Source organism: Geobacillus thermocatenulatus (assembly GCF_002217655.1).
In the GTDB taxonomy this organism is placed as follows: domain Bacteria; phylum Bacillota; class Bacilli; order Bacillales; family Anoxybacillaceae; genus Geobacillus; species Geobacillus thermocatenulatus.
Window position 1 is genome coordinate 1,599,214 of the sequence record NZ_NEWK01000002.1, and the last position, 26,183, is coordinate 1,625,396.

Consider the following 26,183-nt stretch of genomic DNA (forward strand, 5'->3'; position numbering starts at 1 on the left):
GAAACGAGCTGCCACACTCGTCAGCTGCACCGGTTATACTTCCTCCATCATTTCATCGTCAGACATGGCCGCGCCGCTTGACCGAGGCGGGTCGGATATTGGCCAGTGAAACACGCCAAACATTGCCCACGCTGCGGCGAGACATCCGGACGCCCGATGGCCTCAAGCAGCCCTTCTTTGCTGATAAAGGCGAGGGAATCAGCGCCAATCAAGCGCCGAATCTCTTCAACAGTGCGATTCGCCGCGATCAATTCTTCCTTTGACGACGTATCAATGCCGTAAAAGCACGGATGGGTGATCGGCGGCGCGCTGATGCGCACGTGCACTTCGACCGCTCCCGCTTCGCGGAGCATCGAGACGATGCGCCGGCTCGTCGTCCCGCGCACGATCGAATCATCCACCATCACAACACGTTTGCCGGCCACAACCCCGCGCACCGGCGACAGCTTCATTTTCACTCCTTGCTCGCGCAACGCCTGCGACGGCTGGATGAACGTCCGCCCGACATATCGGTTTTTAATCAACCCCAATTCGTATGGAATGCCGCTCGCCTCAGCGTAGCCGATGGCAACAGAGATGCTTGAATCCGGCACGCCGGTGACGATGTCGGCCTCTGCCGGCGCTTCCAAGGCCAGCCGCTTTCCTAAGTTTTTTCGGGCCGTATGGACATTGATGCCGTCGACATGGCTGTCCGGACGAGCGAAATAAATGTACTCCATGCTGCAAATCGACCGCGGCTGCCTAGAAGCGAACCGTTCTGAACGCACCCCTTCGCGGCTGATGATGAGCAATTCCCCAGGCGCCACTTCCCGCTCGTATGTGGCGCCGATGACATCAAACGCGCACGTTTCCGACGCCACGACATACGCCGAACCGAGCCGGCCGAGCGACAGCGGCCGAAACCCGTGCGGATCAAGCGCCGCATAGAGCGCCTTTTCCGTCAGCAGCAAAAACGCAAACGCCCCTTGGATCTGACTGAGCGCCTCTTTCATTTGCTCGACAAACGTCGGCGCTTGGCTGCGGCGGATGAGATGGGCGAACACTTCCGTATCCGATGTCGTCTGAAAAATGCTTCCTTGCCCTTCAAGCGCGAGCTTCAACTCGATGGCGTTTGTCAAGTTGCCGTTATGGGCGAGCGCCATCGCGCCGGTTTGCGAGCGGAACAAGAGCGGCTGAACGTTTTCATAGCCGCCCCCGCCCGCCGTCGAATAGCGGACATGACCGATGGCGGCCGCCCCTTTGAGCGCATCGAGCGTACCGCTTTGAAACACATCGGTCACCAGCCCCAGCCCTTTATGACCGGATAAGCTCCCGTTATGCGCGACAACGATGCCGGCCCCTTCCTGCCCACGGTGCTGCAGGCTGTGAAGCCCGTAGTATGTGAGCCGGGCGGCGTCTTCATGCCCCCAAATGCCGAAAATGCCGCACTCCTCGTTCAATCCTTTGATTTCAGCAAGCATGGAATAGCCCCTTTCCAGACGTTTCGCATCTCGTCAACCGAAAGGCGGATGATTGTCTCGCCCTGTCCCCCGTTCACTGTCAAGATGCCGTCGCCTGTCACTTCGCCGATTTGTTTCGCTTCAACCAGTTGCTCAAACGCCTCTTTTTGCTCTTTTTTCACCGAGACAACAAAGCGTGATTGTGTTTCGCTGAACAGTTCACTGACGAGGTCACCGCCGATCGTCACCTTGGCGCCAAGCCCTAAAGCTCCCATCAGGCACTCCGCCAACGCGACCGCCAACCCGCCTTCCGCCACATCATGCGCCGACGCCACGACCCCGGCGCGGATCGCCGCCATCAGCTGGCGTTGGCGTCTCGCTTCGACCGCCAAATCGAGCTCCGGCGCTTTGCCGAAAATGTAGCCTTCCAGCCATTTTTGCAACTCGCTGCCGCCAAACTCCGGCTTCGCCTCGCCAATGACATAAATCAAGTCGCCCGCTTGCTTAAATGTTTGGGTGGTAATATGCGAAAGGTCTTCAATGAGCCCGACCATGCCGACGACTGGTGTCGGGTAGACGGCCACACCGTTCGTTTCATTGTACAGTGACACGTTGCCGCTCACCACCGGCGTCCCGAGCGCCCGGCACGCTTCGCTCATCCCGTCGACCGCTTTTTCGAGCTGCCAGAAAATCTCCGGTTTTTCCGGGCTGCCAAAGTTGAGGCAGTCCGTGATGGCGAGCGGCTTCGCTCCAGAGCAGACGACGTTGCGCGCCGCCTCGGCGACGGCGATTTTCCCGCCCACTTCCGGATCCAAATACAAGTAGCGTGAATTGCAATCCGTCGTCAGCGCAAGCGCCTTGTTCGTGCCGCGGATGCGCACGACCGCCGCATCCGATCCGGGGGCGACGACCGTGTTTGTCCGAACCATGTAGTCATATTGGTCGTACACCCATTCTTTGCTCGCAATCGTCGGCTGGGCGAGTAGCCCAAGCAATGTGGCGTTGTAGTCTTCGATCACCGGAATGTACGGCGCCATCATCTGAAATTCGCGGTAATAGGCCGGCTCTTTCGACGGCTTATAGTAAACCGGCGCGTCTTTTGCCAGCGCGTCAACCGGAATTTCTGCCGCCACCTCGCCGCGGAACAAGAGGCGAAGCATTTTGTCATCGGTCACTTTGCCGATTGCTTTGGCCTCAAGGCCGTATTTGGCAAAAATTGCGGCGATTTCGTCTTCCCGCCCTTGCTTGACGACAAGCAACATCCGTTCCTGTGATTCCGAGAGCATCATTTCGTACGGCGTCATGCCTGCCTCACGCTGCGGGACGAGATCCAAATTCATTTCAATGCCAAATCCGCCTTTGCTTGCCATCTCGGCGGATGAACTCGTGAGTCCTGCCGCCCCCATATCTTGAATGCCGACTAACGCATCGGACTTGACTGCTTCAAGACACGCCTCAAGCAGCAGTTTTTCCATAAACGGGTCGCCGACTTGCACAGCCGGACGCTTTGCTTCCGACTGTTCGCTCAACTCTTCCGAAGCAAACGTCGCCCCATGGATGCCGTCGCGGCCCGTTTTCGCCCCGACGTACATGACCGTGTTGCCGACCCCGGTCGCAATGCCGCGCTGAATGTCCTCATGGCGGATGATCCCGACACACATGGCGTTGACCAATGGGTTGCCTTCATACGCCGGGTCGAATTGCACCTCGCCGCCGACGGTCGGGATGCCGACGCAGTTGCCGTACCCAGCAATGCCGGCGACGACCTGCTCAAACAAATATTTGACGCGCGGCGACGTCAATTCGCCAAATCGAAGCGAGTTCAGCAGCGCAATCGGCCGCGCCCCCATCGAAAAGACGTCGCGGATGATGCCGCCGACCCCGGTCGCCGCTCCTTGGTACGGCTCGATCGCTGACGGATGATTATGGCTTTCGATTTTAAACGCCACCGCCAGCCCGTCGCCAATATCGACAATGCCCGCACCCTCACCCGGCCCTTGCAGCACGTGCGGACCATCAGTCGGGAATTTTTTCAGCACCGGCTTGGAGTTTTTATAGCTGCAATGCTCCGACCACATCACCGAAAAAATGCCGGTTTCCGTGTAGTTCGGCAGTCTCCCCAAAATCGCTTCAATGCGCGCAAACTCTTCATCAGTTAACCCCATCTCGCGGTACAATTTTTGTTCTTTGATCATCGCCGCGCTCGGCTCAAGCAGTAACGACATGCGTCTCCCTCCAATAGTTGACGATCGATCGGAATAGTTTCAGCCCGTCCGCGCTGCCGAGCAAGGCGTCGACCGCCCGCTCCGGATGCGGCATCATGCCGAGCACATTGCCCCGCTCATTGACGATGCCAGCAATATCCATGAGGCTGCCGTTCGGGTTTTCCCCATGGTAGCGGAACACGATTTGCTTGTTTTCCACTAAGCGCTCGAGCGTCTGTTCATCGCAATAATAATTCCCTTCGCCATGGGCGATCGGAATCGTAATGACTTCGCCTTTTTCGTAGGCAGACGTAAACATCGTCTCATTGTTTTCCACCGCAAGCTGCACCGGCCGGCAGATGAATTTCAACCCTTGATTGCGGCGCATCGCCCCAGGAAGCAAGCCGGCTTCGAGCAAAATTTGAAACCCATTGCACACCCCAAGCACCGGTTTTCCCGCTTCGGCGGCTTTTTTTACAGCAGCCATCACCTTGGAGAAACGAGCAATGGCTCCGGAACGCAAGTAATCGCCGTACGAAAACCCCCCTGGAAGCAAAATAGCGTCAAAACGGTCTAGATCGTCCTCGTCATGCCAAACGTATTCGACCTCTTCGCCAAGTTCATCGGCGATCGCATGGTACATGTCGACGTCGCAATTCGATCCCGGAAACACAATGACGGCAAACTTCATCGGGCGACGGCCTCCTCAATCTCATAGCGGTAGTCTTCAATCACCGGATTGGCGAGCAGCTTTTCGCACATCTCGCGAACGAGCTCGTTGATGTCGCGGCCGCTCTCTTCCATCACAAGCTCCATGAACTTCCCGATTCGTACATCTTTCACTTCCGTATATGACAAGCTGTGCAGCGCCCCTTTCACCGCGGTCCCTTGCGGATCCAACACACTTTCGCGCAGCGTCACATATACTTTTACCTTGTACATGCCGATTCTCCCCCTAATCGTTGTAAAATGACTTCGTATGCGTCCGTCAAGCTGCCGAGATCGCGGCGAAACACGTCTTTATCGAGCTTCGCGTTCGTGTCAGCGTCCCACAGCCGGCACGTATCGGGCGAAATCTCGTCGGCTAAAACAATCGCCCCGTCCGCCGTGCGGCCGAACTCCAGCTTAAAATCAATTAATCTCACCTTTCGTTCCGCAAAATGGGCGCCCAGCACGTCGTTCACCTTGAGCGCTTCGCGTTTCAACTGGTCAATCTCCTCGCGGCTGGCAAGTTTTAAAATCGCAATATGGTCTTCCACGAGCAGCGGGTCGCCAAGATCATCGTTTTTGTAGTAAAACTCGACAAGCGGCGCCTCAAGCGGCGTTCCCTCCGCCAAGCCGATGCGTTTCGCTAAGCTGCCCGCTACAACATTGCGCACGACCACCTCAAGCGGGATGATCGTCACCTGTTGGACGAGCTGCTCGGTCGGCGACAGCTTTTCAAGAAAATGATTGGCGATCCCGGCTTCGCGCAGCTTCAAAAACAACAAGCTGGAAATCTCGTTATTGAGCCGCCCCTTGCCGGCGATCGTCGCCTTTTTCCCGCCGTTAAATGCGGTCGCGCTGTCTTTGTACTCGACCCAAAGCACGCCCGGTGCATCGGTCGCGTAAATCTTTTTCGCTTTCCCTTCGTACAGCAGCTGTTGTTTTGTCGGCATGATGAACGCCTCCGTTATCCAGAAGATTGAAAATTTTTTGTGTAACCGGCCAGCATGAGGGCCAGCCGGCTTCCACTTACTCTAATCCTAAGCGGGCAAAAATCGTATCGACGTGTTTCAAATGATGGCGATAATCAAAACAATCATCGAGTTCCTCTTTGGTGAGCCGGCTTGTAATCCGCTCATCCGCCTCAAGCAGCGAGCGGAACGGCACTTGCCGCTCCCACGCTTCCATCGCTTTCGGCTGCACCAAATCGTACGCCTCCTCGCGCGTCATTCCCTTGTCGATCAAGGCGAGCAAAACGCGTTGCGAGTAAATAAGCCCGAACGTGCGCTCCATATTTTTCTTCATATTTTCCGGATAGACGAGCAAGTGTTTCACAATGTTCGCGAACCGATTCAACATATAGTTCAACGCAATCGTCGCATCCGGCAAAATGATGCGCTCAGCCGACGAATGGGAAATGTCGCGCTCATGCCAAAGCGGCACGTTTTCGTACGCTGTCACCATATAGCCGCGGATGACGCGCGCCATGCCGGTCATATTTTCCGAACCGATCGGATTGCGCTTATGCGGCATCGCTGATGAGCCTTTTTGTCCTTTGGCAAAAAACTCTTCGACTTCGCGGACTTCGCTTTTTTGCAAGCCGCGAATCTCAACGGCGAACTTTTCAATCGATGTCGCGATGAGCGCGAGCGTCGCCATATAGTAAGCGTGGCGGTCGCGCTGCAGCGTCTGCGTCGAAATCGGCGCCGGCGTCAGTCCGAGCTTCTCGCACACATATTGCTCGACAAACGGGTCAATGTTGGCATACGTGCCGACCGCTCCGGAAATTTTCCCGACTTCCACCATCTTGGCTGCTTGTTCAAACCGCTCCAAATTCCGGAGCATTTCGGCATACCAAAGCGCCAGCTTCAGCCCGAACGTCGTCGGTTCGGCATGGACGCCGTGCGTGCGCCCCATCATGACCGTATATTTATGTTCGCGCGCTTTCTCTTTCAATACTTGAATGAAGTTTTCCAAATCGCGCCGCAAAATCGCGTTCGCCTGCTTTAACAAGTAGCCGAGCGCCGTATCGACGACATCGGTCGACGTGAGACCATAATGCACCCATTTCCGTTCCTCGCCGAGCGTCTCCGAAACCGCCCGCGTAAACGCTACGACATCATGGCGCGTTTCTTCTTCGATTTCCTTAATGCGGTGGACGTCAAACGACGCGTTTTCCCGCAGGCGGCGGACATCTTCTTTTGGGATGACGCCAAGCTCGGCCCACGCCTCGCACGCGAGCAGTTCCACCTCAAGCCACGCCTTAAAGCGGTTTTCCTCCGTCCAAATGGCTCCCATTTCCGGTCTCGTGTAGCGTTCAATCATCTTCGTTCCAGCCTCCGATCTTGCCAAATTTGCCACGATTCGATTCGCGCCAACGCCGCCTCGACATCGTCTGCCAGTACCGTCACATGCCCCATTTTCCGCTTCGGCTTCGCTTCGTGTTTGCCGTACAGATGGACGTAGGCCCCCCCGTCGAACGCACCAATATGCCGAATGACCGGCTCGACGTGCTCGCCTAAAATATTGACCATCACAGCCGGCTTCAACAACTCCGTCGATCCGAGCGGCCAATTGCAGACGGCGCGGATGTGCTGGGCGAACTGCGACGTCGCGCATGCATTGATTGTATAATGACCCGAGTTGTGCGGTCTAGGGGCCAGCTCATTAATATAAATATCCCCGTCCGCCGTCAAAAACATTTCCACTGCCAGCGTCCCAACGAGCGAAAACGATGCGGCCAACACTTCCGCGTAGCGAATGGCCCGCTCTTGCACGCTTTCCGGAATTCGGGCCGGAACGATCGTTTGATGCAAAATGTTCTCAATATGAATATTTTCCGCCACTGGAAAAACAGCCGTCTCACCATCGAGGTTGCGGGCGACAATGACCGACATTTCCTTCACAAACGGCACCCAGCCTTCCAAAATGCATGGGCCAAGCCCAAGCAAATCAGCCGCTTTGGCCAGATCGCCTTCGACGCGCAGCACATATTGCCCTTTTCCATCGTAGCCGCCGCGCCGCGTTTTCAATACGCACGGAAAGCCGATCATGGCAACGGCCTGTTCCAACTCATCCCATCCGTCCACTTCCCTATACGGCGCCACCGGCAGCCCGGCTTCGACAATCGCCGCTTTCTCCAGCGCCCGGTCTTGCGTCACCGCCAGCAGCCGGCTTCCTTGCGGGACATAGGCGTTTGCCTCCAGCCATGCAAGCGCCCGCGCATCAATGTTTTCAAACTCGTACGTAATGACATCGCTCACCTGCGCCAGCTCCTCAACGGCATTCAAATCATCGTACGCCGCCGTGATTTCGACATCTGCCACTTGCCCGCACGGGGAATCAGGCGTCGGATCAAGCACGGCGATGCGAAACCCCATCTCGCGCGCCGCCAAAGCCATCATCCGCCCAAGCTGGCCCCCACCGATCATGCCGATCGTCTGTCCAGGAACAATCCGCCGCTTAGCCAAGCTGATCACTGCTTTCTACGATTTGTTTTCGAATCGCTTCCCGCCGCGCTTTGAGCGCCTCCATATAGCGCGGCTCAAACAGTCCAACGATCGACACCGCGAGCAGCCCGGCGTTCGTCGCCCCCGCTTGGCCGATCGCCACCGTCGCCACCGGCACCCCGCCCGGCATTTGCACGATCGACAATAATGAATCCAAACCGTTCAACGCCTTCGACTGCACAGGAACCCCAATCACCGGCAGCGTCGTTTTCGCCGCAATCATCCCCGGCAAATGAGCCGCACCGCCGGCCCCGGCAATAATGACTTTGATGCCCCGCTCCTCCGCCGTTTCTGCATACCGAAACATCTCGTCCGGCGTCCGGTGCGCCGATACGACTTTTTTCTCAAACGGAACCCCCAATTCCTCAAGAACTGCGCAAGCATGCCGCATCGTTTCCCAATCCGAATGGCTTCCCATCACAACCCCGACGATCGGGCTCATATGTTCCACTCCTTTAATCCAAAACAATAAAACCCAGAACATACATTCCTTCTTATAAACGAGGGAAAGCATCGTTCCGGGCTTTCACATCCACCGAGGAGCAAAAAAGCCAAAACCGATCCTTTCCCTCATAGTCCAATCATTTACGGTGATTGGGTAGAGACTTTTGGGCCATATTCCCAAAATTATATGAGGGACATTGCGATACACTATGAAGTTACTTTTATATTAGCAAGTTTTGAAACAAAGTGTCAAGGCAAAATCGAACATTTAATGTTTTTGAAAAGGAAATGTTCGTATTTTATAAATCACCAAACAGACGGGACGGCATATGATGAATGAGCAGAGGAGGGAAACGCCATGGCTGATCAAAACCCGTTCACACCGTTTTCCGATTGGACAAAGCATTGGCAACAGTTTTTCCAAAACGATTTTTGGGGGAGCATTCAACCGTTGCTGCCGCCGGCAAACAAACCATCATCCGGCATGAACATTTACAAAAAAGACAACGAGCTGCTCGTTGTCATCAGCCTCCCTGGGCTCGAAAAAATCGAAGATGCAGAAGTGTATGTATCATACAAAACGTTGGAAGTGAAGGCAACCATTAATCTAAACTTCAAAGGGTTTGAGCTAGTAGAAGAAGGCCTTTTCCAAGGCCAATTCCAAAAAACAATCCCACTGCCGTTCGCCGTCAAAGAGGACCGCATCGAAGCAACATACCATAATGGCCTGTTGTTCATCCACCTGCATCGACTCATCCCTAACGAGCTGAAAAAGAAAATTGTCATCAAAAAAAGCGAATAATCTTCTCCCCCACGAGTCCAAAAAAGGAGATATCTGCCTTTCCGAAAAAAATAAAAAAAAGAGGGTGTCCATGCCGTACAGGACACCCTTACGCGAGTTTCCGTTTCCTATCACTTTTATGAAAAAGGGGGTCTAGGAAACGATGATCACGCTTTACATTTTGGGGGAGAGGATTGAAAATGGCGTCATTCAAAATGACTCATTTCCCATTAGGCAAAAATAATGAGAGAACCATTCAGCTCCCTCATTTTTTTGCCTGCCTAGCAGCGACCTACTCTTGCAGGGGCGCTGGCCCCAACTACCATCGGCGCTGGAGGGCTTAACTTCCGTGTTCGGGATGGGAACGGGTGTTTCCCCTCCGCCATTGCCACTAGGCAAGCGATTCAGTTTTGACATCATTTATTATACTTGGAAAACAAACAATGTCAAGAAGGAAATTCATTCCTTCAAAACTAGATAACCGTTGGAAGAAGCCGCGGCGCTTCCACTTTTTCGCGGTGTCTAGTTCCAGCCGCCATCGGCTCGCGACGCTTCGGTCCTGCTGCGGCGGGCTAAGCCCGCTCGCAGGCCTCCAGCGCGTTTCGCCGATCAGCGGGCGGCCTCCACTTTTCTGCTGTCCAGCTCCGGCTCGCCGCCGCTCGGGGTCAAATCACCTTCCCCCTCGGGGTGCCAGCACCCCTCGAGGTGAAGAACATTTGCCCGTCGCGGCGAACCGCTCGCCTGCGCTTTTCTAGGTTAAGCCCTCGATCGATTAGTATCCGTCAGCTCCACGTGTCGCCACGCTTCCACCTCGGACCTATCGACCTCGTCATCTTCGAGGGATCTTACCCGCCTAACGCGCGACGAAAACGCTTTAAATAATTTGCTCGTCGCTTGATTCAGCTTGGGATGATTCAACAGCCAATTCGCAAACGCGGTATTCACTTCTGTCATCCGTTCATACATATCTTGTTTCACTTTCGTCGGGTTGTGCAGCTCCAGCTTTAGTGTGATCGTCGGCATGGATTCACCTCCTTGCGACGATTACATGATATCGTTTTTTTCATCATCATTCAATTATGAAGAAAACGGCTCGCTTTCATCCCACCCCTCAAGGAGTGGGCTTTCTCGCTCGCTGATCAGTAATCATTGGTGATGCGCAGACGTTTCATGAATGACCTCACTCCTTTTTCCGTTATTTTCCTTAGCAACAGGATGACCGGAGTGGACACTGGTTATACGAAAGTTACATCTTTTAATGAGCATGTATATAGTAGAACCACGGGCTAATAATTATATTTTAAATTACCATGTTTAATTTGTACTGTACCAGAACCGTCATTTTTAAATCTAAATGCATAACTACCGGGATGCTTTACCAGTGTAGTGTCTCTCCAATCAAGTGCAGCCCAGCCAGCCACATCTCTCCATACAACTTTACCAGTATATACTTGACCTAGTTTATAAACTTCTACTGCAACTGCCTCAGGTCTATTAATTAGTTCAAATTCAAAAATCCCAGGATTATAAAAATAGTATCCACCATTAATCCAAACGTAATTTGAAAAGGTGGTATTGCCAAAAGAGTATTTTTTAACGCTCTGAGCAGTTACTGTTTGTTCTGCTATAATAGATTTTGTTTTAGGGTCATCTGTTTCGATGGATTTCTCTTCAAGATTAATCGTTTTGATAAGATTATTATTTTCATCATAAATTTCAACTCTTGGAGCTTTATCTCGGTTAATTGCTTGATCATTTACTTGAGCATTTACGGTGTTTGATTCGAATATAAACAAAAGAATAGTCGCCAATGTAATTATAATATGATGAATCTTTTTCATCATTCTCATATTTTTCTCATCCTTTCATGCATCTTTGAACATTTATCTCCACAACATTAGCATTTATTACATATAAAAATTGACTCTTCACCAGGAACATATGCTTGACAAGCAATGCAATTTCCTACAGGAGGGTAGGCAAAACCATTAATGCGTAACCAACAAGAACAAATAAATCAACTTGCGCAACGCAAAATTTCGGGCCAAATCACGATCCCTAACCGCTTCAGCCATCCGTTGAATTTCTTCATCAGAAACAAGTTTTTGCATCAAACTTGGAGGTGTGCTATGCTTTTTTATAGAGCACCGCCTGGGTTTGTTTGAATGGTTATTCATCTTCTACAGCAAAGGCACTCTTCTGTCTTTTAGATTTTATTGGATAATCAACACGCCTAGCTTGATAAAGGGAGGTATTGTTGTTTTGTGGATTATTATTCAATTTGGATTAGCCGCTATTTTACTTTTATTTTCTACTCTAGCTGCTTGGTATGAAGGCAGTGCAATATTAGATAATCCTTTGGAATGGAAGCATTCAACACCGTTTTCCCAAATGATGTATGGTCAAGTACATAGTAAAAGTCATATTTCACAACTTGACTACTTTGTATACTCTGCTAAATTTCACCCCTTTTTTCCAATTATCATGGCAATAAGCAGTTTATACTTATTAATTCTTATTGGATACTATTTCTTAAAACCACAGAATAAGAAATTTGCTTGTTTTCTATTCATTTTAGGAGGAGGCCTATTCCTGCTTGGTTGCTTTTTTATGGATTCTACCACAACAGGTGGAAAAATCTTTTTTTATATTTGGTTAGTGAGTGGCTCTTTGTGTACTGCAACAGCTATAATAACTTATTTCCAAGTATTAAATCACAACCCGCGGCGCTAGATAAACTCAAACAAGCATAAAATAGCCATTGCTGGTGAACCCCCTACTAGAATGAAAGTGTCACCCAACATTTATAAAGGAGAGATCACCATGTAAGAGCACTTTCATTTTACTACAGATCGAGCGAAGATTCAAAAACAATATGCATCGGAGTCAGTCAAGACTTTGTGGAGAACGTTTTTTCGGTTCACTACGGGCGTTGTCAATGACTGGTTAGTAAACCATTTTCAAGAATGGATATCGCAAGCGCTTTCGGACTCTCATGTCTTTCAGCTGATACCGGCGCTTGTCCCGTGCTTCCGCCAGTTGTTGATCGATCTCCTCCAAAAGGGCCGCCAACAAGACAGCGAACACCTTTTGAAGAGTTCTGACGAATTGCTCCTCTAGCTCTTTTAATAAAGGCTATTCTGTGGTAAGATGTTTCATGGACTCTCTCCCTCCTGTTTTCGGTTGATGTGGTCAATCACCATCATAGCAGGGAGAGAGTCCTTTTTGCATGACTTTTGCTTTTTTCTACCGCGCTTCGCTTGGTGGCCCCGACGAGCGTCGCGAACAAAAGTTCTCAACCCTCGTCGGGGATCATTTCGGAATGTCACCCACAAATATTTTACTCACACTTCAAGATTTTTTTCTTTCGGCCCCAAACTCCCTTATTCACATTTCTTCCATTCTCTCGCTAGCATCCCGTACACAACATGGTCGACAAAATGGTCGTAAAGCCACTCCGCATCTCGAATCGTTCCTTCATTTGTAAATCCCAGCCGTTCTGGAATCGCTCTGCTCCGGTGATTTTCTGTTGCACAGCGGATTTCAACGCGATTCATCCCTTGCTGTGTAAACAAATAGTCGATGCACGCCTTGCATGCTTTCGTCATCAGCCCCATTCCTTGAAACAATTCGCCAAGCCAATAGCCAATGCTCGTTTTTCGATTCGCTCGATCCATATAATGAATTCCAATGACACCAGCCAATTGGCCGCGATGCCAAATCCCGGCCTCAAAGCCGTTTCCGGCGGCAAACTTCTGCAATCCTTGAAAGATAAACGCCTTCGAATCCGCTGCCGTTTTTGTCGAATCCACCCAAGGAAGCCATTGACGCAAATGCGGGCGGCATGAATCAATCAACGCAAAAAGCGATTCCGCATCTTCCATTGTGAGCAACTTTAGCCATGAATGTTCCTCTAAGCGATGGATAAACATCATTCATTCCCCTTTCATCATTTTTTCCATTATAGCACATCACCTTCCACACTCTGTCGTCCCCGCTACGCTCTTGTCAAAAAAAGGCTGTTCCCACGGCGGCAAATCCGCTTTAGGAACAGCCCTCTATTCCTCTCTATTCCCGCAAAAAGACGAAGTAGCAGATAAAGACGAGAAACAACACATACAACAGTGGATGAACATCTTTGCCGCGGCCTTTTAAAATCATCGTGATCGGATAGAAGATGAAGCCGACGGCGATACCGGTGGCAATGCTATAGGAGAGCGGCATCGTGATCAAGGTGAAGAACGCCGGCACGGCGACTTCGAACTTTTTCCAGTCAATTTCGCCGATCGACGAAGCCATCAACACCCCGACGATGATGAGCGCTGGTGCGGTGACCGGTGCGGTAATGACGCTCAGGAGCGGGGAGAAGAACAGCGCCAGCAAGAACAAAATCCCCGTCACGACCGCGGAAAACCCGGAGCGTCCTCCAGCAGCGACGCCGGCCGACGATTCGATATACGATGTCGTCGTCGATGTGCCAAACACCGCCCCGACCATCACCGCTGTCGCATCGACAAGCAACGCTTTGCCGGCGCGCGGCAGTTTGTTGTTTTTCAGCAGCCCGGCTTGGTTGGCGACAGCTAGAAGGGTGCCAGTCGCATCGAAAAAGTCAACGATAAAGAATGTCAAAACGACGCCAAGCATTTTCCACGAGAAAATGTCCGGCAAGTGTTCAATCGCGACGCCGAACGTCGGGGAAATGTCCGGGATCGCGCCGACAATTTGATGCGGCACTTTGATCAATCCGAAAATCATACCGACGACAGCCGTAATGACCATGCCGTAAAAGACGCCGCCGTTTACCTTTTTCACCATTAAAACAACGGTGATGAACAATCCGAAAATGGCGAGCAGCGTATTGCCGTCTTTCAAATCGCTCAATCCGACCAGCGTGGCGTCGTTATTCACAATAATGCCGGCGTTTTGCAGGCCGATGAACGTGATGAACAGCCCAATTCCGGCGCTGACGGCATATTTCAGTTCAACGGGAATGGCATCGATGATTTTTTCTCGAATGCCAGTGAGCGATAAAATCGTAAAAATGATGCCGGAAACAAACACTCCCGCCAAGGCCGTTTGCCACGGAATGCCCATATGCAAGACGACCGTGAAGGCGAAGAAAGCGTTCAGCCCCATCCCCGGCGCCAAGGCGATCGGGTAGCGAGCCAGCACTCCCATCAAAATCGACCCGTATGCCGCCGCCAAGGCCGTGGCGACAAAGACGGCTCCTTGGTCAATGCGCAGTTCGTCCGGAAAATCTTTCACCGCACCGAGCGACAACGTAAACGGATTGACGAACAAAATGTACGCCATCGACAAAAATGTCGTCAGCCCGGCGATGATCTCCGTCCGATAATTCGTGCCGAGCTCATCAAACTGAAAATACTTTTTCACGTCTGTCCCCCCTATTAAAAAGAATAAAAACGCTTCTGCTGCTACCAGAAGCGTTGACTAGGAGAGAATGGCGAACAGAGAGAGGACAAACAGGCGCTCTCCATCCACTTCCCTCGTAGTCAAGCTATTTACGGTAGCTTGGTAGAAACTCCCGAGCCATATTCCCGGGATTATACGACGGAATTCGACAATATTCATGATTCCACGGCTATTGTATCAGCCTGTCGGTTGCTTGTCAAGAAAAAAGACGAACATTTCTTTGGAAATGCCCGTCTTTCGTTCGTTTTTTATTCCCACTCGATCGTTGCCGGCGGTTTGCTTGTGATATCGTAGACGACGCGGTTGACGTGCGGCACTTCGTTCACGATGCGCGTTGAAATACGTTCAAGCACATCCCACGGAATGCGGGCCCAATCGGCGGTCATCCCGTCGATCGAGGTCACGGCGCGGATGGCGACCGTATAATCATACGTGCGGGCATCGCCCATCACCCCGACGCTGCGGATGTCGGGAAGCACGGTGAAATATTGCCAAATGTCGCGGTCCAGCCCCGCTTTTTTCACTTCTTCGCGCAAAATCGCATCCGATTCGCGGACGATTTCCAGCTTTTCTTCCGTCACTTCGCCAAGGACGCGGATGCCAAGCCCTGGCCCCGGGAACGGCTGCCGCCAAACGATTTCGTCTGGGATTCCTAGTTGCGTGCCAAGTGCACGCACTTCGTCTTTAAACAGCGTATTGAGCGGTTCGATCAGTTCGAATTTCATATCTTCCGGCAAACCGCCGACATTATGATGCGATTTGATCGTTTGCGCCGTCGCCGTGCCGCTTTCGATAATGTCAGTATAGAGCGTGCCTTGCACTAAAAATTCAATGCCTTCAAGCTTGGCTGCCTCATCGTCAAACACGTAAATAAATTCGTTGCCGATGATTTTCCGCTTTTGTTCCGGGTCTGTGATCCCTTTTAGTTTCGACAAAAAGCGCTCTTTCGCATCGACTTTGATGACGTTCATCTGGAATTGCTCACGGAACGTCTTCATGACGCTTTCCGCTTCGCCTTTGCGAAGAAGGCCGTGGTCAACAAAAATGCAGGTGAGCTGGTCGCCGATGGCGCGATGCACCAATACCGCCGCAACCGACGAGTCAACCCCGCCGCTTAAGGCGCACAACACTTTTTTGCCGCCCACTTGTTCGCGAATGCGGCGCACCTGCTCATCGATGAAGTTTTCCATCGTCCAGTCGCCGCGGCAGCCGCACACGTCGAAGACAAACCGTTTCAACACGTCATTTCCGTAAACGGAGTGGCGCACTTCAGGATGAAACTGCACTCCATACCACTTCCGCCGTTCATCGCTCATCGCGGCGATCGGGCACGAAGGGCTTGTTGCATCTACGACAAAGCCGTCAGGCGGAGCGGTCACCAAATCGCCATGGCTCATCCAGACGACTTGCTCGTCCGGCAAACCGTGGAACAACAGGGAGTCGTTTTTCACTTGAATGAGCGCCTTCCCGTACTCACGGTGCGACGCCTTTTCCACTTTGCCGCCTAGATGATGCGCCATGAGCTGCATCCCGTAGCAAATCCCTAAAATCGGCAGCCCGAGCTCAAAAATCGCCGGGTCGCACCGAAACGCCTGCTCATCATATACGCTGTTCGGGCCGCCGGAAAAAATGATCCCCTTGGCGTTCAACGCGCGAATCTCGTCGGCGCGAATCGTATGCGGATGCAATTCGCTATACACGCCAAATTCACGGATGCGGCGGGTAATCAGTTGGTTATATTGACTGCCAAAGTCCAAGACGATGATCATTTCTTGGTTCATCTTATCCACCCCGTCCAAAAAATAAACGCTGCCATTGCCCAAAACATGGATGAAGGCAGAATAGCAACGTCTTCTGCCTTCATAGTCGGGCCGTTTACGGCGGCCCGGTAGAGACGCGCAAGCCATATTCTTGCGCTTATATGAAGGGCTTCCGTCTATCCGTATGCAAATTTGAATTCATTCTATCAACTTGTCGGCAGGCGGTCAAGAGATCGTCCTTTTTATTAAATTTTCCCACAATTGACGCGCCTCACGGAAGTTGATCCGGCTGCTGTTTGCGCCGTAGACCGCTTGTTCATACGATTTGGTCAGCCGTTCCATTTCATCGGTTTCGAATAAACGATCCACTTGGATGGCATATTGACGCAACGTTTCCTCTTCTTTTCGTTTCAGCCCGTAGTCATGCAGCTGACGCAACAATGCCAAGTAAGCGGGGACAAGCCATTCCGGACTGTCAACTTGGCGGCGGCGGAATCGAAGGAGCGTAAGACGGGGCCACCATTTTCGTCTTGTCGTGTAAATCGTTCCGCCCAATGCAGCCAACATCGCGAACACGCTCAGCGCCATTTTCCATGACCAACTGTCGGCCAGCTTCTCCCACCAATGGCGGTCTTGCTCTGGCGATGATCGTTTGATCAATTGTTCGAGCGGCACGCGCGGCTGTTCCTGTGGTTCCGGCTGCGAAGGCTGCGCTTGCTGCTCCTCATTCTGTTGAGAAAGCGAAAACGCATACGGGTTGACAAACCCTCGCGTTGGCTCAAACGGCACCCAGCCGATGCCTTCAAAATACACTTCAACCCACGCATGAGCGTCATGGTTGCGGATCTCGTAAAGATTTTGCCCATCTTGCTCGCTGACCAGCCTTCCGGACGTATAGCCTTTCACCCAGCGCGCAGGAATGCCGAGCGAACGCACGAGCACGACCATAGAGGTCGAAAAATTGTCGCAATACCCCCGTTTTGTTTCAAATAAAAATTGATCAACATAATCTTCGTTCTCTTTTGGAACGGCGACATCCTTTGTTTCATACGTATATTGCCCAAGTTGAAAATACTGCTCAATGGCTCTCACTTTGTCGTAAGCCGTCTGTTCTCCGGCGGCAATTTGCTTCGCCAAATCGCGCACCCTTTGCGGAAGCGTCTTTGGCAACTGCGTATATCGTTTCAACAGAAGAGGGTCTCGAACCGGAGGCGCGGCGCGCAACGCCGCAATCGGAAAGTCCGGCTCCCAATAGGTCAATGAATACTTGCCAATCGGGAACGCATTCGCCCTGTCATCGGTCGTATAAATTTTCTCTGCTGCCACATCCATGCGGTAAACGACCGGTTCGGCGGCTTCCACCTGCCGCAAACCAAGCGGATAAACGAGATGAAACCCTTGATCGCGCCGCTCGATCTCGGCCTTTTGCTCCACTGTCTCAACTTGATCGCTCCACCATTCATACTTGAGCTCTTCCCCGTTGGCAAACGAGCGGACTTGCTCGCTCGGAAACACTTCCCATCCCTTGCCGGTGTAAATATCTTTCGTCTCAATCCGCCAGTAATGAAGCCCTCGATCTTTCGCCGTAAAGACGACGGTATCATCCGCGATAAACGGCCCGCCGAGGCGGGAATCATTTTGCCCATATCCCACTTTTGCCACGTCAGGAGAAGGCGAGTCGTCGTTCGTTTCTTCCGGCTGGGCATGATCGCTGCGGATAAACGCGACCGGATCCGGCCATTGCGGCGGCAGCTTCGGGCCCGCATATCCAGCTGCCAAGGCAGCGGCCGGAATGAATAGAGCGGCCGCCCGCCACGCTCCGATGCGAAAAGACGGCGCTTTTGCCTGCAACCGCTCTCCATGCAGCCAAACGAAGGCGAAAAAGCCAAGCGCCACAAGGCGAACGATCGCGTCGTTCCCGCTATACGGAAAAAACGTATCAAGCACCGCGATATACCCAACTGTCAACGCGTATGGCACAAACCACCGTTTTTTCTGGACAATCAGCCAATGAAACAGAAATGAGATGGCCCATAACAGCAGAAAAAAGGCAAAGGTGCGCATGGCATCGCTCGGCATGGACAAGCGCCCCCCCTGCAGCCAAGCCACGCCATCCCGCCATAAGGCATACGGCAGCGAGGGGGCCGAATGGAACGAAAACAGCCAAGCGAGCGCCCACCATATATACCCCGCTTTCCCCAAGGCGGCCAGCCAGATCGGAAGACGGAGCCAATACATCCCGAAGCAAAGGGCGACAAAGGCCGCAAACACTCTAATATGCGCTGTATCCGTCACGTCTTCCAACGGCCAAAGCCATTCCGTGAGCAGCCAAGCCGCTAGGGCGTTGGGCAGCATAGCAGACAACATCCTTGTCCCTAACCGCCTCATCCGTCTTCTCCTCCTTGCCGGACGGTTTGCCATGATTGGGGGGGCATGTGGGATACGTGCACCCCCGCATGGCGGAGTCCGTCCGCCCACCTCCGCTCGTCCTCTCCCCATTCACGGTTGACCACATACAACACTATGCAGCGTTTTGACGCCATCGCTCGCAGCTGCGCAGCCAACTCGGCGGATAACCTCGACGTCACGACCACGCAACCGGCCGCTGTTCTCCAGTTCCCCTCCTCCGCCAATTGAGACGCAAGCGGCGCTGAGCCGTTCGCCTCCGCTTCCGCCAGACGGAGAAGGAGCGACGGCCACTGCTCCTCGCTTCGCCGCGGCGCTAAATAAGAACGGGCTTTTCCAGTCACGAGCAGGCCGACTGGGACTCCTTCATCGATCAACGCTTTCGCGATGGACGCCGCCAGCGTGACAAGCTCCTCAAACCATGGCGATGCAGCGCCGTCGAGCACCACGACCCAATCGTCATTGCGCGGCTCATCGAACTCTTTTGTCATCAACTCTTGCCTTCGCGCTGACGCCTTCCAATGCACCCACGACATTTTGTCACCGGGCGCGTACTCGCGGGCGCCGGCCGCCACCGCCAGATCGCGGCGGTAAGCAAGCGGGCGGGCCGCTTTTCCATAGGCGAACCATTCACGCACCATTTCCACCGGCCAAGGCCAATAGCGGGGATACACGATGATCGTGCACGGCGCCGAAAACGATTCCGCTTTGTTCACAAAGCCGAGGGCGTCAGAAACCTCGAGGCGCACGATGTCCAATTGATGGCGGCCGCGCGGCAACGAGAGCGGCCACGCACAAGAAAGGCGGCGCCGAAACGGCCACGCGGCCATCGCCCCTCCATGCCGCGGCTCCTCGCCCGAAACGGTGAGGGCAGCGGGCGGAATCGCCCAAGGCAGCTCCATGCGGACCGTCACCGGGATCGGCTCTCCTGCATGATAGCGCTTCGCTGGCACCGTCCGGCTCACCGCGACGCGTCTGAGCGGATACAAGGCGACGGCAAACGCATGCAGTCCAAACGGCAAAAAGCTGTAAAACAAAAACCAGCTGACAAATCCGCCTTGAAACATGGCGTAGGAAAACAAGATGGCGGTCAACAGCAACAATCCAACAAGCGGGAGCCAACGCCTCCCCTTCTTCATTCTCGTCGCGTTCATCGCTTTTATCGCCGTCCTTGCACCGGCACCGGCGTACGGGCTAGGAGTTGTCTGATGACGGCGTCGGCGTCAAGCTTGTCCCATTGCGCTTCAGGACGAATCAAGAGACGGTGGGCGAGCACATATGGAGCGAGCTGCTGCACATCATCGGGGATGACAAAATCGCGGCCATGAATGCATGCGTACGCCTGCGCCGCCTTCATCAAGGCGACTGACCCGCGCGGGCTGACGCCCAAATAGACCGCTTCGTGCTGACGGCTTTGCTGGACAAGCTCAACGATATACCGTTTCACTGTGTGGCTCACATGCACGTCCATCACCTTTCGCTGCAGGGCGAGCAGTTCATCAAGCAGCATCACCGGTCCGATCTCCGACAGCGGAGCCGCTTTTTCCAGCCGGTTTAACATTTCGATTTCCTCATCGGGAGACGGATAGCCCATGTGCAGTTTCACCAAAAACCGATCAAGCTGGGCCTCGGGGAGCGGATACGTTCCTTCATATTCAATCGGATTTTGCGTCGCCATCACCAAAAACGGCTGCGGCAGCGCCCGGGTGACGCCATCAACAGTTACACTCCCTTCTTCCATGGCTTCTAGGAGCGCCGATTGCGTTTTCGGAGACGTCCGGTTAATCTCGTCCGCGAGCACGATGTGGGCGACAATCGGCCCAGGCTTGTACTCAAACTGCTGTGTTTTCGGGTTGTAGACGGAAACGCCGATCACATCGCTCGGCAGCAAATCCGGCGTAAACTGGATGCGCTTGAGCTCCACGTTGAACGATTTCGCCAGCGCACGCACGAGCATCGTCTTACCGACGCCGGGCACATCCTCAAGCAGCACATGGCCTTTGGCCAATAACGCTGTTAAGCTAAGGATGATGACTTCGCGTTTTCCGACGATGACTTGCTCGATGTTGCGGACCACCTTTTCAAAAGGGGGAAGCAGCGGCTCGTGAATCGTCATGACATCAAACTCCTTTTATAGTAATGAATGGGTCTTTCAGCGGTAGACAAGACGCAGTTTATACTACTACTATAATATCGAATATACGGAACTTTTGGAATCCATTTGCAACAAGGGGGAAGAGAAAATATGGGGAAATCGAAGTGGACAATGATCGGCCCGGGGCTGATCGTCGCGGCGACCGGAGTCGGGGCCGGGGATTTGGTGGCCGCCCTTGTCGCCGGAACGAACTACGGCCTTGTCTTTATGTGGGCGATCATCGTCGGCGCATTGTTCAAATTTGTATTGAATGAAGGGGTCGGCCGTTGGCATTTGCTCAGCGGCAAAACCATTTTCGAGGGCTGGCAGTCAATGGGGAAATGGGCCTCAATTTATTTTGGCGTGTACGCCATCATTTGGGGATTCGTATACGGGGCGGCCGGCACGTCATCATGCGCCTTGGCGATGTCAGCGATGATCCCGTCCATTCCGCTTTGGGCGTGGGCCGTCATCCATGGGGTGGCTGGCTTTGCGATTACTTGGTCAGGACGATTTCAATTGTTTGAGCGGGTGATGAACGTGCTCGTCGGGCTCATGTTCATTACCGTGGTCGGCTCAGCGCTCCTTGTCCTGCCGCAGCTCGATGATCTTTGGAAAACGGCCGTTCCAGATTTGCCGAAAGGTTCGCTTTTGTATGCTCTCGGGTTAATTGGCGGCGTCGGCGGCTCCATCACCATGGCGTCGTACGGCTACTGGCTGCAGGAAAACGGCTGGAAAGGGCGCGCTTACGTGTCGCCGATGCGCTATGATTCCGCTGTCGCCTATATTGTCACCGCCATCTTTACGTTGTCGCTTCTCGTGCTTGGGGCCGCCTTGTTGTACGGCACTGACACGACGATCAGCGGTGAGCAGGGGCTTGTGTCATTCGCTTCGATCATGGGCAACGAGCTGCACCCGGCCGCCCGCTGGCTCTTTTTGCTCGGCTTTTGGTCGGCATCGTTTACATCGGTCATCGGCGTTTGGAACGGCGTTTCGTATTTGTTCGCCGATTTTGTCCGCAACATGCGGAAAACGCCGGTTGGCGCCCAATCGCTCAACCAGTCAAAAGCGTTCCGATTCTATGTCTTTTGGCTCACGTTCCCACCGATGCTCTTGCATTTCATCGGCAAGCCGGTCGGACTCATTATCGCCTACGGGGCGCTCGGCGCGCTGTTTATGCCGTTTTTGGCTGTCACGTTGCTTTACTTGCTCAACTCGAAAAAAGCGCTTCCGGACGAAGGGCGCAACCATTGGCTCTCGAATGTGCTGCTCACCCTGTGCCTAGCGCTGTTTGCCGTCTTGTCGATTAATGAACTCATGCGCCTGTTTGCTTAACATTTGCCCGGTGCAAAGCAGCCAGCTGGCGGCAGGAGGCTGTCTCAATGGAAAAACGCTCATCCCTTGAATCGGGATGAGCGTTTTTGGCCCGCCTATTCACTCACGGCTGATCTCCCCGTCGTTTTGTGCCGCTAAATCATCTTCTCCGGCCTCACCCATTCCTCGTACTGCGCCGCCGTCACATAGCCCGTTTTCAACGCCGCTTCCTTGAGCGTCAACCCTTCGCGATGGGCGAGCTTCGCGATTTCCGCCGCCCGGTCATAGCCGATATGCGGGCTTAGCGCCGTCACGAGCATGAGCGACCGCTCTACGTATTCCCTCATCTTCACTTCGTTCACTTCCAACCCTTTGGCGCACCGTTCATCAAACGAACGAATCGCATCGCCGAGCAGCTGCACTGATTGGATGGCGTTATAGGCGATGACCGGCTTGAACACATTTAATTGGAAGTTGCCTTGGCTCGCCGCAAAGCCGATCGTAGCGTCATTGCCGAACACTTGCACAGCGACCATCGTCATCGCTTCGCTTTGCGTCGGATTCACTTTGCCCGGCATGATCGAGCTTCCCGGTTCATTGGCTGGAATCGTGATCTCCCCGAGCCCGGAGCGCGGTCCGCTCGCCAGCCAGCGGATATCGTTGGCGATTTTCATCAAATCGGCGGCGAGCGCCTTCAACGCCCCGTGGACGTAAACAATCTCGTCATGGCTGGTCAACGCGTGGAATTTGTTTGCGGCCGAGCGGAATGGATAACCCGTTTGCGCCTTCAGCCGCTCAGCCACTTGCTCGCCAAATCCCGGCGGCGCATTGATTCCGGTGCCGACCGCCGTGCCGCCGATCGCCAAATCGAGCAGCTTGTCGGCCGATTCGATGATCATCGTTTTGCTTTTCTCCAGCATCGTCCGCCAGCCGGAAATCTCCTGCCCAAATGTGAGCGGCGTCGCGTCTTGCAAGTGGGTGCGCCCGATTTTGATCGTCTTCTCATATTGTCGTTCTTTCGCAGCGAACGTTTCGATCAAGCCATCAAGCGCCGGCAGGAGGTGCGTTTGGATTTTCGTGTAGATCGCGATATGCATCACCGTCGGGAATGTGTCGTTCGAGCTTTGCGACATGTTGACATCATCGTTCGGGTGAATGCGCCCTTCCCCGTCACCTAGCAGCTCATTCGCCCTCCTCGCCACGACTTCATTGACGTTCATATTCGTCTGCGTCCCGCTTCCGGTCTGCCAGACGACGAGCGGAAAATGCTCATCCCAGCGGCCTTGCAAAATTTCCTCGCACGCGGCCACAATCGCCCGCTGCTTCGCTTCGCTCAGCTTTCCAGCCTGATGATTCACGATCGCCGCCGCTTTTTTCAACTCCGCATACGCATAGATCAATTCCAACGGCATTGTTTCCGTACCGATGCGGAAGTTTTGCCGGCTCCGTTCCGTCTGCGCCCCCCAGTATTTATCGGCCGGCACCTGCACCTCGCCGAGCGAATCGCGTTCAATCCGCACGTTCATTCTATTCTCCTCCTTTGGATATCGCCTTTCCATTTCTAATTTTACCCAAAACCAGAATCAGCAATGAAACAAATGAGCAGGCAAAACAAGTCGTTGTGTTCATCGAAGTATGGATGCCACCTTAACTTATGATTTCGTGGTCTACATGTGGTCAAAACAAAAAGAACACCGGGGAAACCCCCAGTGTTCCAAGGCTTTTGCGGCGAGATTACATCATGCCGCCCATATCTGGCATATTGTTGTTGCCTTTGTTTTCTTCCGGTTTGTCGGCAACGACCGCTTCTGTCGTCAAGACCATGGCGGCGACAGATGCAGCGTTTTGCAGCGCCGAACGAGTGACTTTCGTCGGGTCCACGATGCCAGCTTCGATCATGTCGACCCATTCGCCTGTTGCTGCGTTGAAACCGATGCCCGGTTTTTCGTTTTTCAGGCGCTCAACGATGATCGAGCCTTCCAGACCAGCGTTTTGCGCGATTTGACGAACCGGTTCTTCGATCGCGCGCAAGACGATTTTCACGCCGGTTGCTTCATCGCCTTCCGCTTCGATGGCAGCAACTTTGTTGTAAACGTTCATGAGAGCCGTGCCGCCGCCAGCGACAATGCCTTCTTCAACCGCCGCACGAGTCGAGTTGAGCGCATCTTCAATGCGCAGTTTGCGTTCTTTCAATTCCGTTTCTGTCGCTGCGCCGACTTTGATGACGGCTACGCCGCCAGCGAGTTTCGCCAAGCGTTCTTGCAGTTTTTCGCGGTCGAATTCAGACGTCGTTTCTTCAAGCTGCGCACGGATTTGGTTGATGCGCGCTTTGATGCGGTCCGAATCGCCAGCGCCTTCGACGATCGTCGTCGTTTCTTTCGTCACAACAACTTTCGACGCACGGCCGAGCGAAGCGATCGTTGTCGATTTCAGTTCGCGGCCGAGCTCTTCGGAGATGACTTCGCCGCCTGTCAAAATCGCGATGTCTTCGAGCATCGCTTTGCGGCGGTCGCCGAAGCCAGGCGCTTTGACAGCTACCGCATTGAACGTGCCGCGCAGTTTGTTGACAACAAGCGTCGCCAATGCTTCGCCTTCAACATCTTCCGCAATGATCAAGAGCGGACGGCCTTGTTGCACGACTTGCTCAAGAACAGGCAACAGCTCTTGGATGCTCGATACTTTTTTGTCCGTAATCAAGATGTACGGATTTTCGAGAACGGCTTCCATTTTTTCCGTATCCGTAATCATGTACGGCGAAACGTAACCGCGGTCGAATTGCATCCCTTCGACAACGTCGAGTTCTGTCGTGAAGCCTTTCGATTCTTCGAGCGTGATGACGCCGTCGTTGCCGACGCGTTCCATCGCTTCAGCGATCAATTGACCGACTTCTTCATCAGCAGCCGAAATCGCAGCCACTTGGGCGATCGACTCTTTCCCTTTGATCGGTTTGGAGATGGCTTTTAATTCTTCAACAGCAACCGCAACCGCTTTTTCAATCCCGCGGCGGATGCCCATCGGATTGGCGCCGGCTGCGACGTTTTTCAAGCCTTCACGGATCATCGCTTGAGCCAATACGGTAGCGGTTGTTGTACCGTCCCCAGCGATGTCGTTCGTTTTGCTGGCGACTTCAGCGACCAGTTTCGCGCCCATGTTTTCAAACGGGTCTTCGAGTTCGATTTCTTTCGCGATCGTTACCCCGTCGTTTGTGATCAGCGGCGAACCGAATTTTTTCTCCAATACGACGTTGCGGCCTTTCGGACCTAATGTGACTTTCACTGCGTCTGCAAGTTTGTCCACCCCGCGCAACATCGCACGGCGCGCTTCTTCGCTGAACTTGATTTGTTTTGCCATACCCCGTTACCTCCTTATGAATTGAATTGCAACGCCACAAATCAGATTAAGTATGAAGAATAAGCATCAAAGTATGTTTTTGGAATATTTATGTGATCAGCGCATATATTAGCGAACAACAGCCAAAATGTCGCTTTCGCGCAAGATTAAGTATTCTTTGCCGTCATATTTCACTTCTGTGCCCGCATATTTCGAGAAGATGATGCGGTCGCCGACTTCGACTTCCGGCGCGATGCGTTGGCCGTTATCGAGCACGCGGCCTGCACCGACAGCGACAACGCGGCCTTCTTGCGGTTTTTCTTTCGCCGTATCCGGCAGCACGATGCCGCTAGCCGTTTTTTCTTCTGTTTCCACGACTTCAATGACAATGCGATCGCCTAATGGCTTCAACACGGGAAACGACCTCCTTAACGATAGTTTTCGCCGTTCTTATTAGCACTCATCTTTATTGAGTGCTAACACACTTATAATATTAATGAACTTCTTTCCGTTTTGCAAGTAGGAAATGCAAAAAAATAACTATTTTTCTCTTTCAAGAGAAGAACGGGCAACATTAAGCCGGCCGGCTTTGTCTTAAGCTTCTTGTCTTGCGGAGCCCTTTTTCATTATTGCACATTTCCAAAGTCGATAAACAGCTTCGGCCAATTTTTTGACAACGGCGGCAGGGGGCTTCGAGGCGCACTTTCCTTACTATTTCCTCCCT

The 26,183-nt window shown here is 53.1% G+C and carries 21 protein-coding genes, 1 rRNA gene, 3 pseudogenes, 3 riboswitches and 1 other annotated feature; of the genes and pseudogenes, 3 read left to right on the forward strand and 22 right to left on the reverse strand.

Annotated features, from left to right (window positions below; all coding sequences use genetic code 11):
• Window positions 1-47 precede the first annotated feature (47 nt).
• From purF to purE, 8 genes are all read right to left on the reverse strand, one after another.
• On the reverse strand, window positions 48-1,460 hold the full coding sequence (purF, locus tag B9L19_RS17045; protein ID WP_025948706.1) for an amidophosphoribosyltransferase: 1,413 nt from the start codon (window positions 1,458-1,460) through the stop codon (window positions 48-50).
• A complete protein-coding gene (gene purL, locus B9L19_RS17050) occupies window positions 1,436-3,664 on the reverse strand; it encodes a phosphoribosylformylglycinamidine synthase subunit PurL (RefSeq protein ID WP_025948705.1) in 2,229 nt (742 codons plus the stop codon). The genes purF and purL overlap by 25 nt, the downstream gene beginning before the upstream one ends.
• Window positions 3,648-4,334, reverse strand: coding sequence for a phosphoribosylformylglycinamidine synthase subunit PurQ (purQ, locus tag B9L19_RS17055; protein WP_025948704.1), 687 nt, complete (start codon window positions 4,332-4,334; stop codon window positions 3,648-3,650). Before purQ ends, purL begins: the two co-directional genes overlap by 17 nt.
• On the reverse strand, window positions 4,331-4,585 hold the full coding sequence (gene purS / locus B9L19_RS17060; protein ID WP_025948703.1) for a phosphoribosylformylglycinamidine synthase subunit PurS: 255 nt from the start codon (window positions 4,583-4,585) through the stop codon (window positions 4,331-4,333). The genes purQ and purS overlap by 4 nt, the downstream gene beginning before the upstream one ends.
• Complete coding sequence (purC, locus tag B9L19_RS17065) at window positions 4,573-5,301, reverse strand: phosphoribosylaminoimidazolesuccinocarboxamide synthase (protein WP_047752374.1); 729 nt, start codon at window positions 5,299-5,301, stop codon at window positions 4,573-4,575. The genes purS and purC overlap by 13 nt, the downstream gene beginning before the upstream one ends.
• A gap of 76 nt (window positions 5,302-5,377) precedes the next feature.
• Window positions 5,378-6,673 carry an adenylosuccinate lyase gene (gene purB, locus B9L19_RS17070; RefSeq protein ID WP_025948701.1) on the reverse strand — a complete coding sequence of 432 codons (1,296 nt, stop codon included), beginning with the start codon at window positions 6,671-6,673 and terminating at the stop codon, window positions 5,378-5,380.
• Window positions 6,670-7,818: a 5-(carboxyamino)imidazole ribonucleotide synthase gene (gene purK / locus B9L19_RS17075; RefSeq protein ID WP_025948700.1), complete on the reverse strand. Its 1,149-nt coding sequence runs from the start codon at window positions 7,816-7,818 to the stop codon at window positions 6,670-6,672. Before purK ends, purB begins: the two co-directional genes overlap by 4 nt.
• Complete coding sequence (purE, locus tag B9L19_RS17080; RefSeq protein ID WP_025948699.1) at window positions 7,811-8,299, reverse strand: 5-(carboxyamino)imidazole ribonucleotide mutase; 489 nt, start codon at window positions 8,297-8,299, stop codon at window positions 7,811-7,813. The genes purK and purE overlap by 8 nt, the downstream gene beginning before the upstream one ends.
• Before the next feature lie 111 nt (window positions 8,300-8,410).
• Window positions 8,411-8,512, reverse strand: a riboswitch (purine riboswitch).
• 147 nt (window positions 8,513-8,659) lie between these two features.
• Between purE and B9L19_RS17085 the strand changes: the two genes are divergently transcribed.
• Window positions 8,660-9,103, forward strand: coding sequence for an Hsp20/alpha crystallin family protein (locus tag B9L19_RS17085; protein WP_025948698.1), 444 nt, complete (start codon window positions 8,660-8,662; stop codon window positions 9,101-9,103).
• A gap of 258 nt (window positions 9,104-9,361) precedes the next feature.
• Here the strand turns inward: B9L19_RS17085 and rrf are convergent.
• The 4 genes and pseudogenes from rrf to B9L19_RS19490 form a co-directional block, all read right to left on the reverse strand.
• Window positions 9,362-9,478, reverse strand: a 5S ribosomal RNA gene (rrf, locus tag B9L19_RS17090).
• A 368-nt stretch (window positions 9,479-9,846) separates the two neighbouring features.
• Window positions 9,847-9,945 (reverse strand) — a sequence feature (23S ribosomal RNA rRNA prediction is too short).
• A 1-nt stretch (window position 9,946) separates the two neighbouring features.
• Window positions 9,947-10,105: pseudogene (locus B9L19_RS19705) on the reverse strand (RNA-guided endonuclease TnpB family protein); the annotation flags it as partial.
• A gap of 263 nt (window positions 10,106-10,368) precedes the next feature.
• Window positions 10,369-10,932 carry a hypothetical protein gene (locus B9L19_RS17095; protein WP_047752376.1) on the reverse strand — a complete coding sequence of 188 codons (564 nt, stop codon included), beginning with the start codon at window positions 10,930-10,932 and terminating at the stop codon, window positions 10,369-10,371.
• Between the two features lie 150 nt (window positions 10,933-11,082).
• Window positions 11,083-11,223: pseudogene (locus B9L19_RS19490) on the reverse strand (IS4 family transposase); the annotation flags it as partial.
• Window positions 11,224-11,344: 121 nt separating this feature from the next.
• On the opposite strand from B9L19_RS19490, the gene B9L19_RS17105 reads away from it, so the two are divergent.
• A complete protein-coding gene (locus B9L19_RS17105) occupies window positions 11,345-11,815 on the forward strand; it encodes a YjdJ family protein (RefSeq protein WP_025948806.1) in 471 nt (156 codons plus the stop codon).
• Between the two features lie 258 nt (window positions 11,816-12,073).
• Here the strand turns inward: B9L19_RS17105 and B9L19_RS18835 are convergent.
• The 7 genes and pseudogenes from B9L19_RS18835 to B9L19_RS17140 all read right to left on the reverse strand — a co-directional run.
• Window positions 12,074-12,241 (reverse strand): annotated as a pseudogene (locus B9L19_RS18835) (UPF0236 family transposase-like protein); the annotation flags it as partial.
• A 224-nt stretch (window positions 12,242-12,465) separates the two neighbouring features.
• Window positions 12,466-13,014 carry a GNAT family N-acetyltransferase gene (locus B9L19_RS17115; protein WP_047752377.1) on the reverse strand — a complete coding sequence of 183 codons (549 nt, stop codon included), beginning with the start codon at window positions 13,012-13,014 and terminating at the stop codon, window positions 12,466-12,468.
• 136 nt (window positions 13,015-13,150) lie between these two features.
• Window positions 13,151-14,476 carry an NCS2 family permease gene (locus tag B9L19_RS17120; protein ID WP_089113995.1) on the reverse strand — a complete coding sequence of 442 codons (1,326 nt, stop codon included), beginning with the start codon at window positions 14,474-14,476 and terminating at the stop codon, window positions 13,151-13,153.
• Window positions 14,477-14,572: 96 nt separating this feature from the next.
• Window positions 14,573-14,674, reverse strand: a riboswitch (purine riboswitch).
• Between the two features lie 89 nt (window positions 14,675-14,763).
• On the reverse strand, window positions 14,764-16,296 hold the full coding sequence (gene guaA, locus B9L19_RS17125) for a glutamine-hydrolyzing GMP synthase (protein WP_025948803.1): 1,533 nt from the start codon (window positions 16,294-16,296) through the stop codon (window positions 14,764-14,766).
• 62 nt (window positions 16,297-16,358) lie between these two features.
• Window positions 16,359-16,460: riboswitch (purine riboswitch) on the reverse strand.
• A gap of 40 nt (window positions 16,461-16,500) precedes the next feature.
• A complete protein-coding gene (locus B9L19_RS17130; RefSeq protein ID WP_047752380.1) occupies window positions 16,501-18,663 on the reverse strand; it encodes a DUF4129 domain-containing transglutaminase family protein in 2,163 nt (720 codons plus the stop codon).
• Window positions 18,660-19,835 carry a DUF58 domain-containing protein gene (locus B9L19_RS17135; RefSeq protein WP_047752381.1) on the reverse strand — a complete coding sequence of 392 codons (1,176 nt, stop codon included), beginning with the start codon at window positions 19,833-19,835 and terminating at the stop codon, window positions 18,660-18,662. Before B9L19_RS17135 ends, B9L19_RS17130 begins: the two co-directional genes overlap by 4 nt.
• A 5-nt stretch (window positions 19,836-19,840) precedes the next feature.
• Window positions 19,841-20,797, reverse strand: coding sequence for an AAA family ATPase (locus B9L19_RS17140; RefSeq protein WP_047752382.1), 957 nt, complete (start codon window positions 20,795-20,797; stop codon window positions 19,841-19,843).
• Between the two features lie 129 nt (window positions 20,798-20,926).
• Between B9L19_RS17140 and B9L19_RS17145 the strand changes: the two genes are divergently transcribed.
• Window positions 20,927-22,150, forward strand: coding sequence for an Nramp family divalent metal transporter (locus B9L19_RS17145; protein ID WP_047752383.1), 1,224 nt, complete (start codon window positions 20,927-20,929; stop codon window positions 22,148-22,150).
• A gap of 134 nt (window positions 22,151-22,284) precedes the next feature.
• On the opposite strand, the gene fumC is transcribed toward B9L19_RS17145, so the two are convergent.
• The 3 genes from fumC to groES all read right to left on the reverse strand — a co-directional run bounded on the left by fumC (window position 22,285) and on the right by groES (window position 25,873).
• Entirely contained in the window at window positions 22,285-23,655 is a 1,371-nt protein-coding gene (fumC, locus tag B9L19_RS17150; protein ID WP_047752384.1) for a class II fumarate hydratase, read from the reverse strand.
• A gap of 208 nt (window positions 23,656-23,863) precedes the next feature.
• Entirely contained in the window at window positions 23,864-25,480 is a 1,617-nt protein-coding gene (gene groL, locus B9L19_RS17155; protein ID WP_025948797.1) for a chaperonin GroEL, read from the reverse strand.
• Between the two features lie 108 nt (window positions 25,481-25,588).
• On the reverse strand, window positions 25,589-25,873 hold the full coding sequence (gene groES, locus B9L19_RS17160; protein WP_025948796.1) for a co-chaperone GroES: 285 nt from the start codon (window positions 25,871-25,873) through the stop codon (window positions 25,589-25,591).
• Window positions 25,874-26,183: the final 310 nt, after the last annotated feature.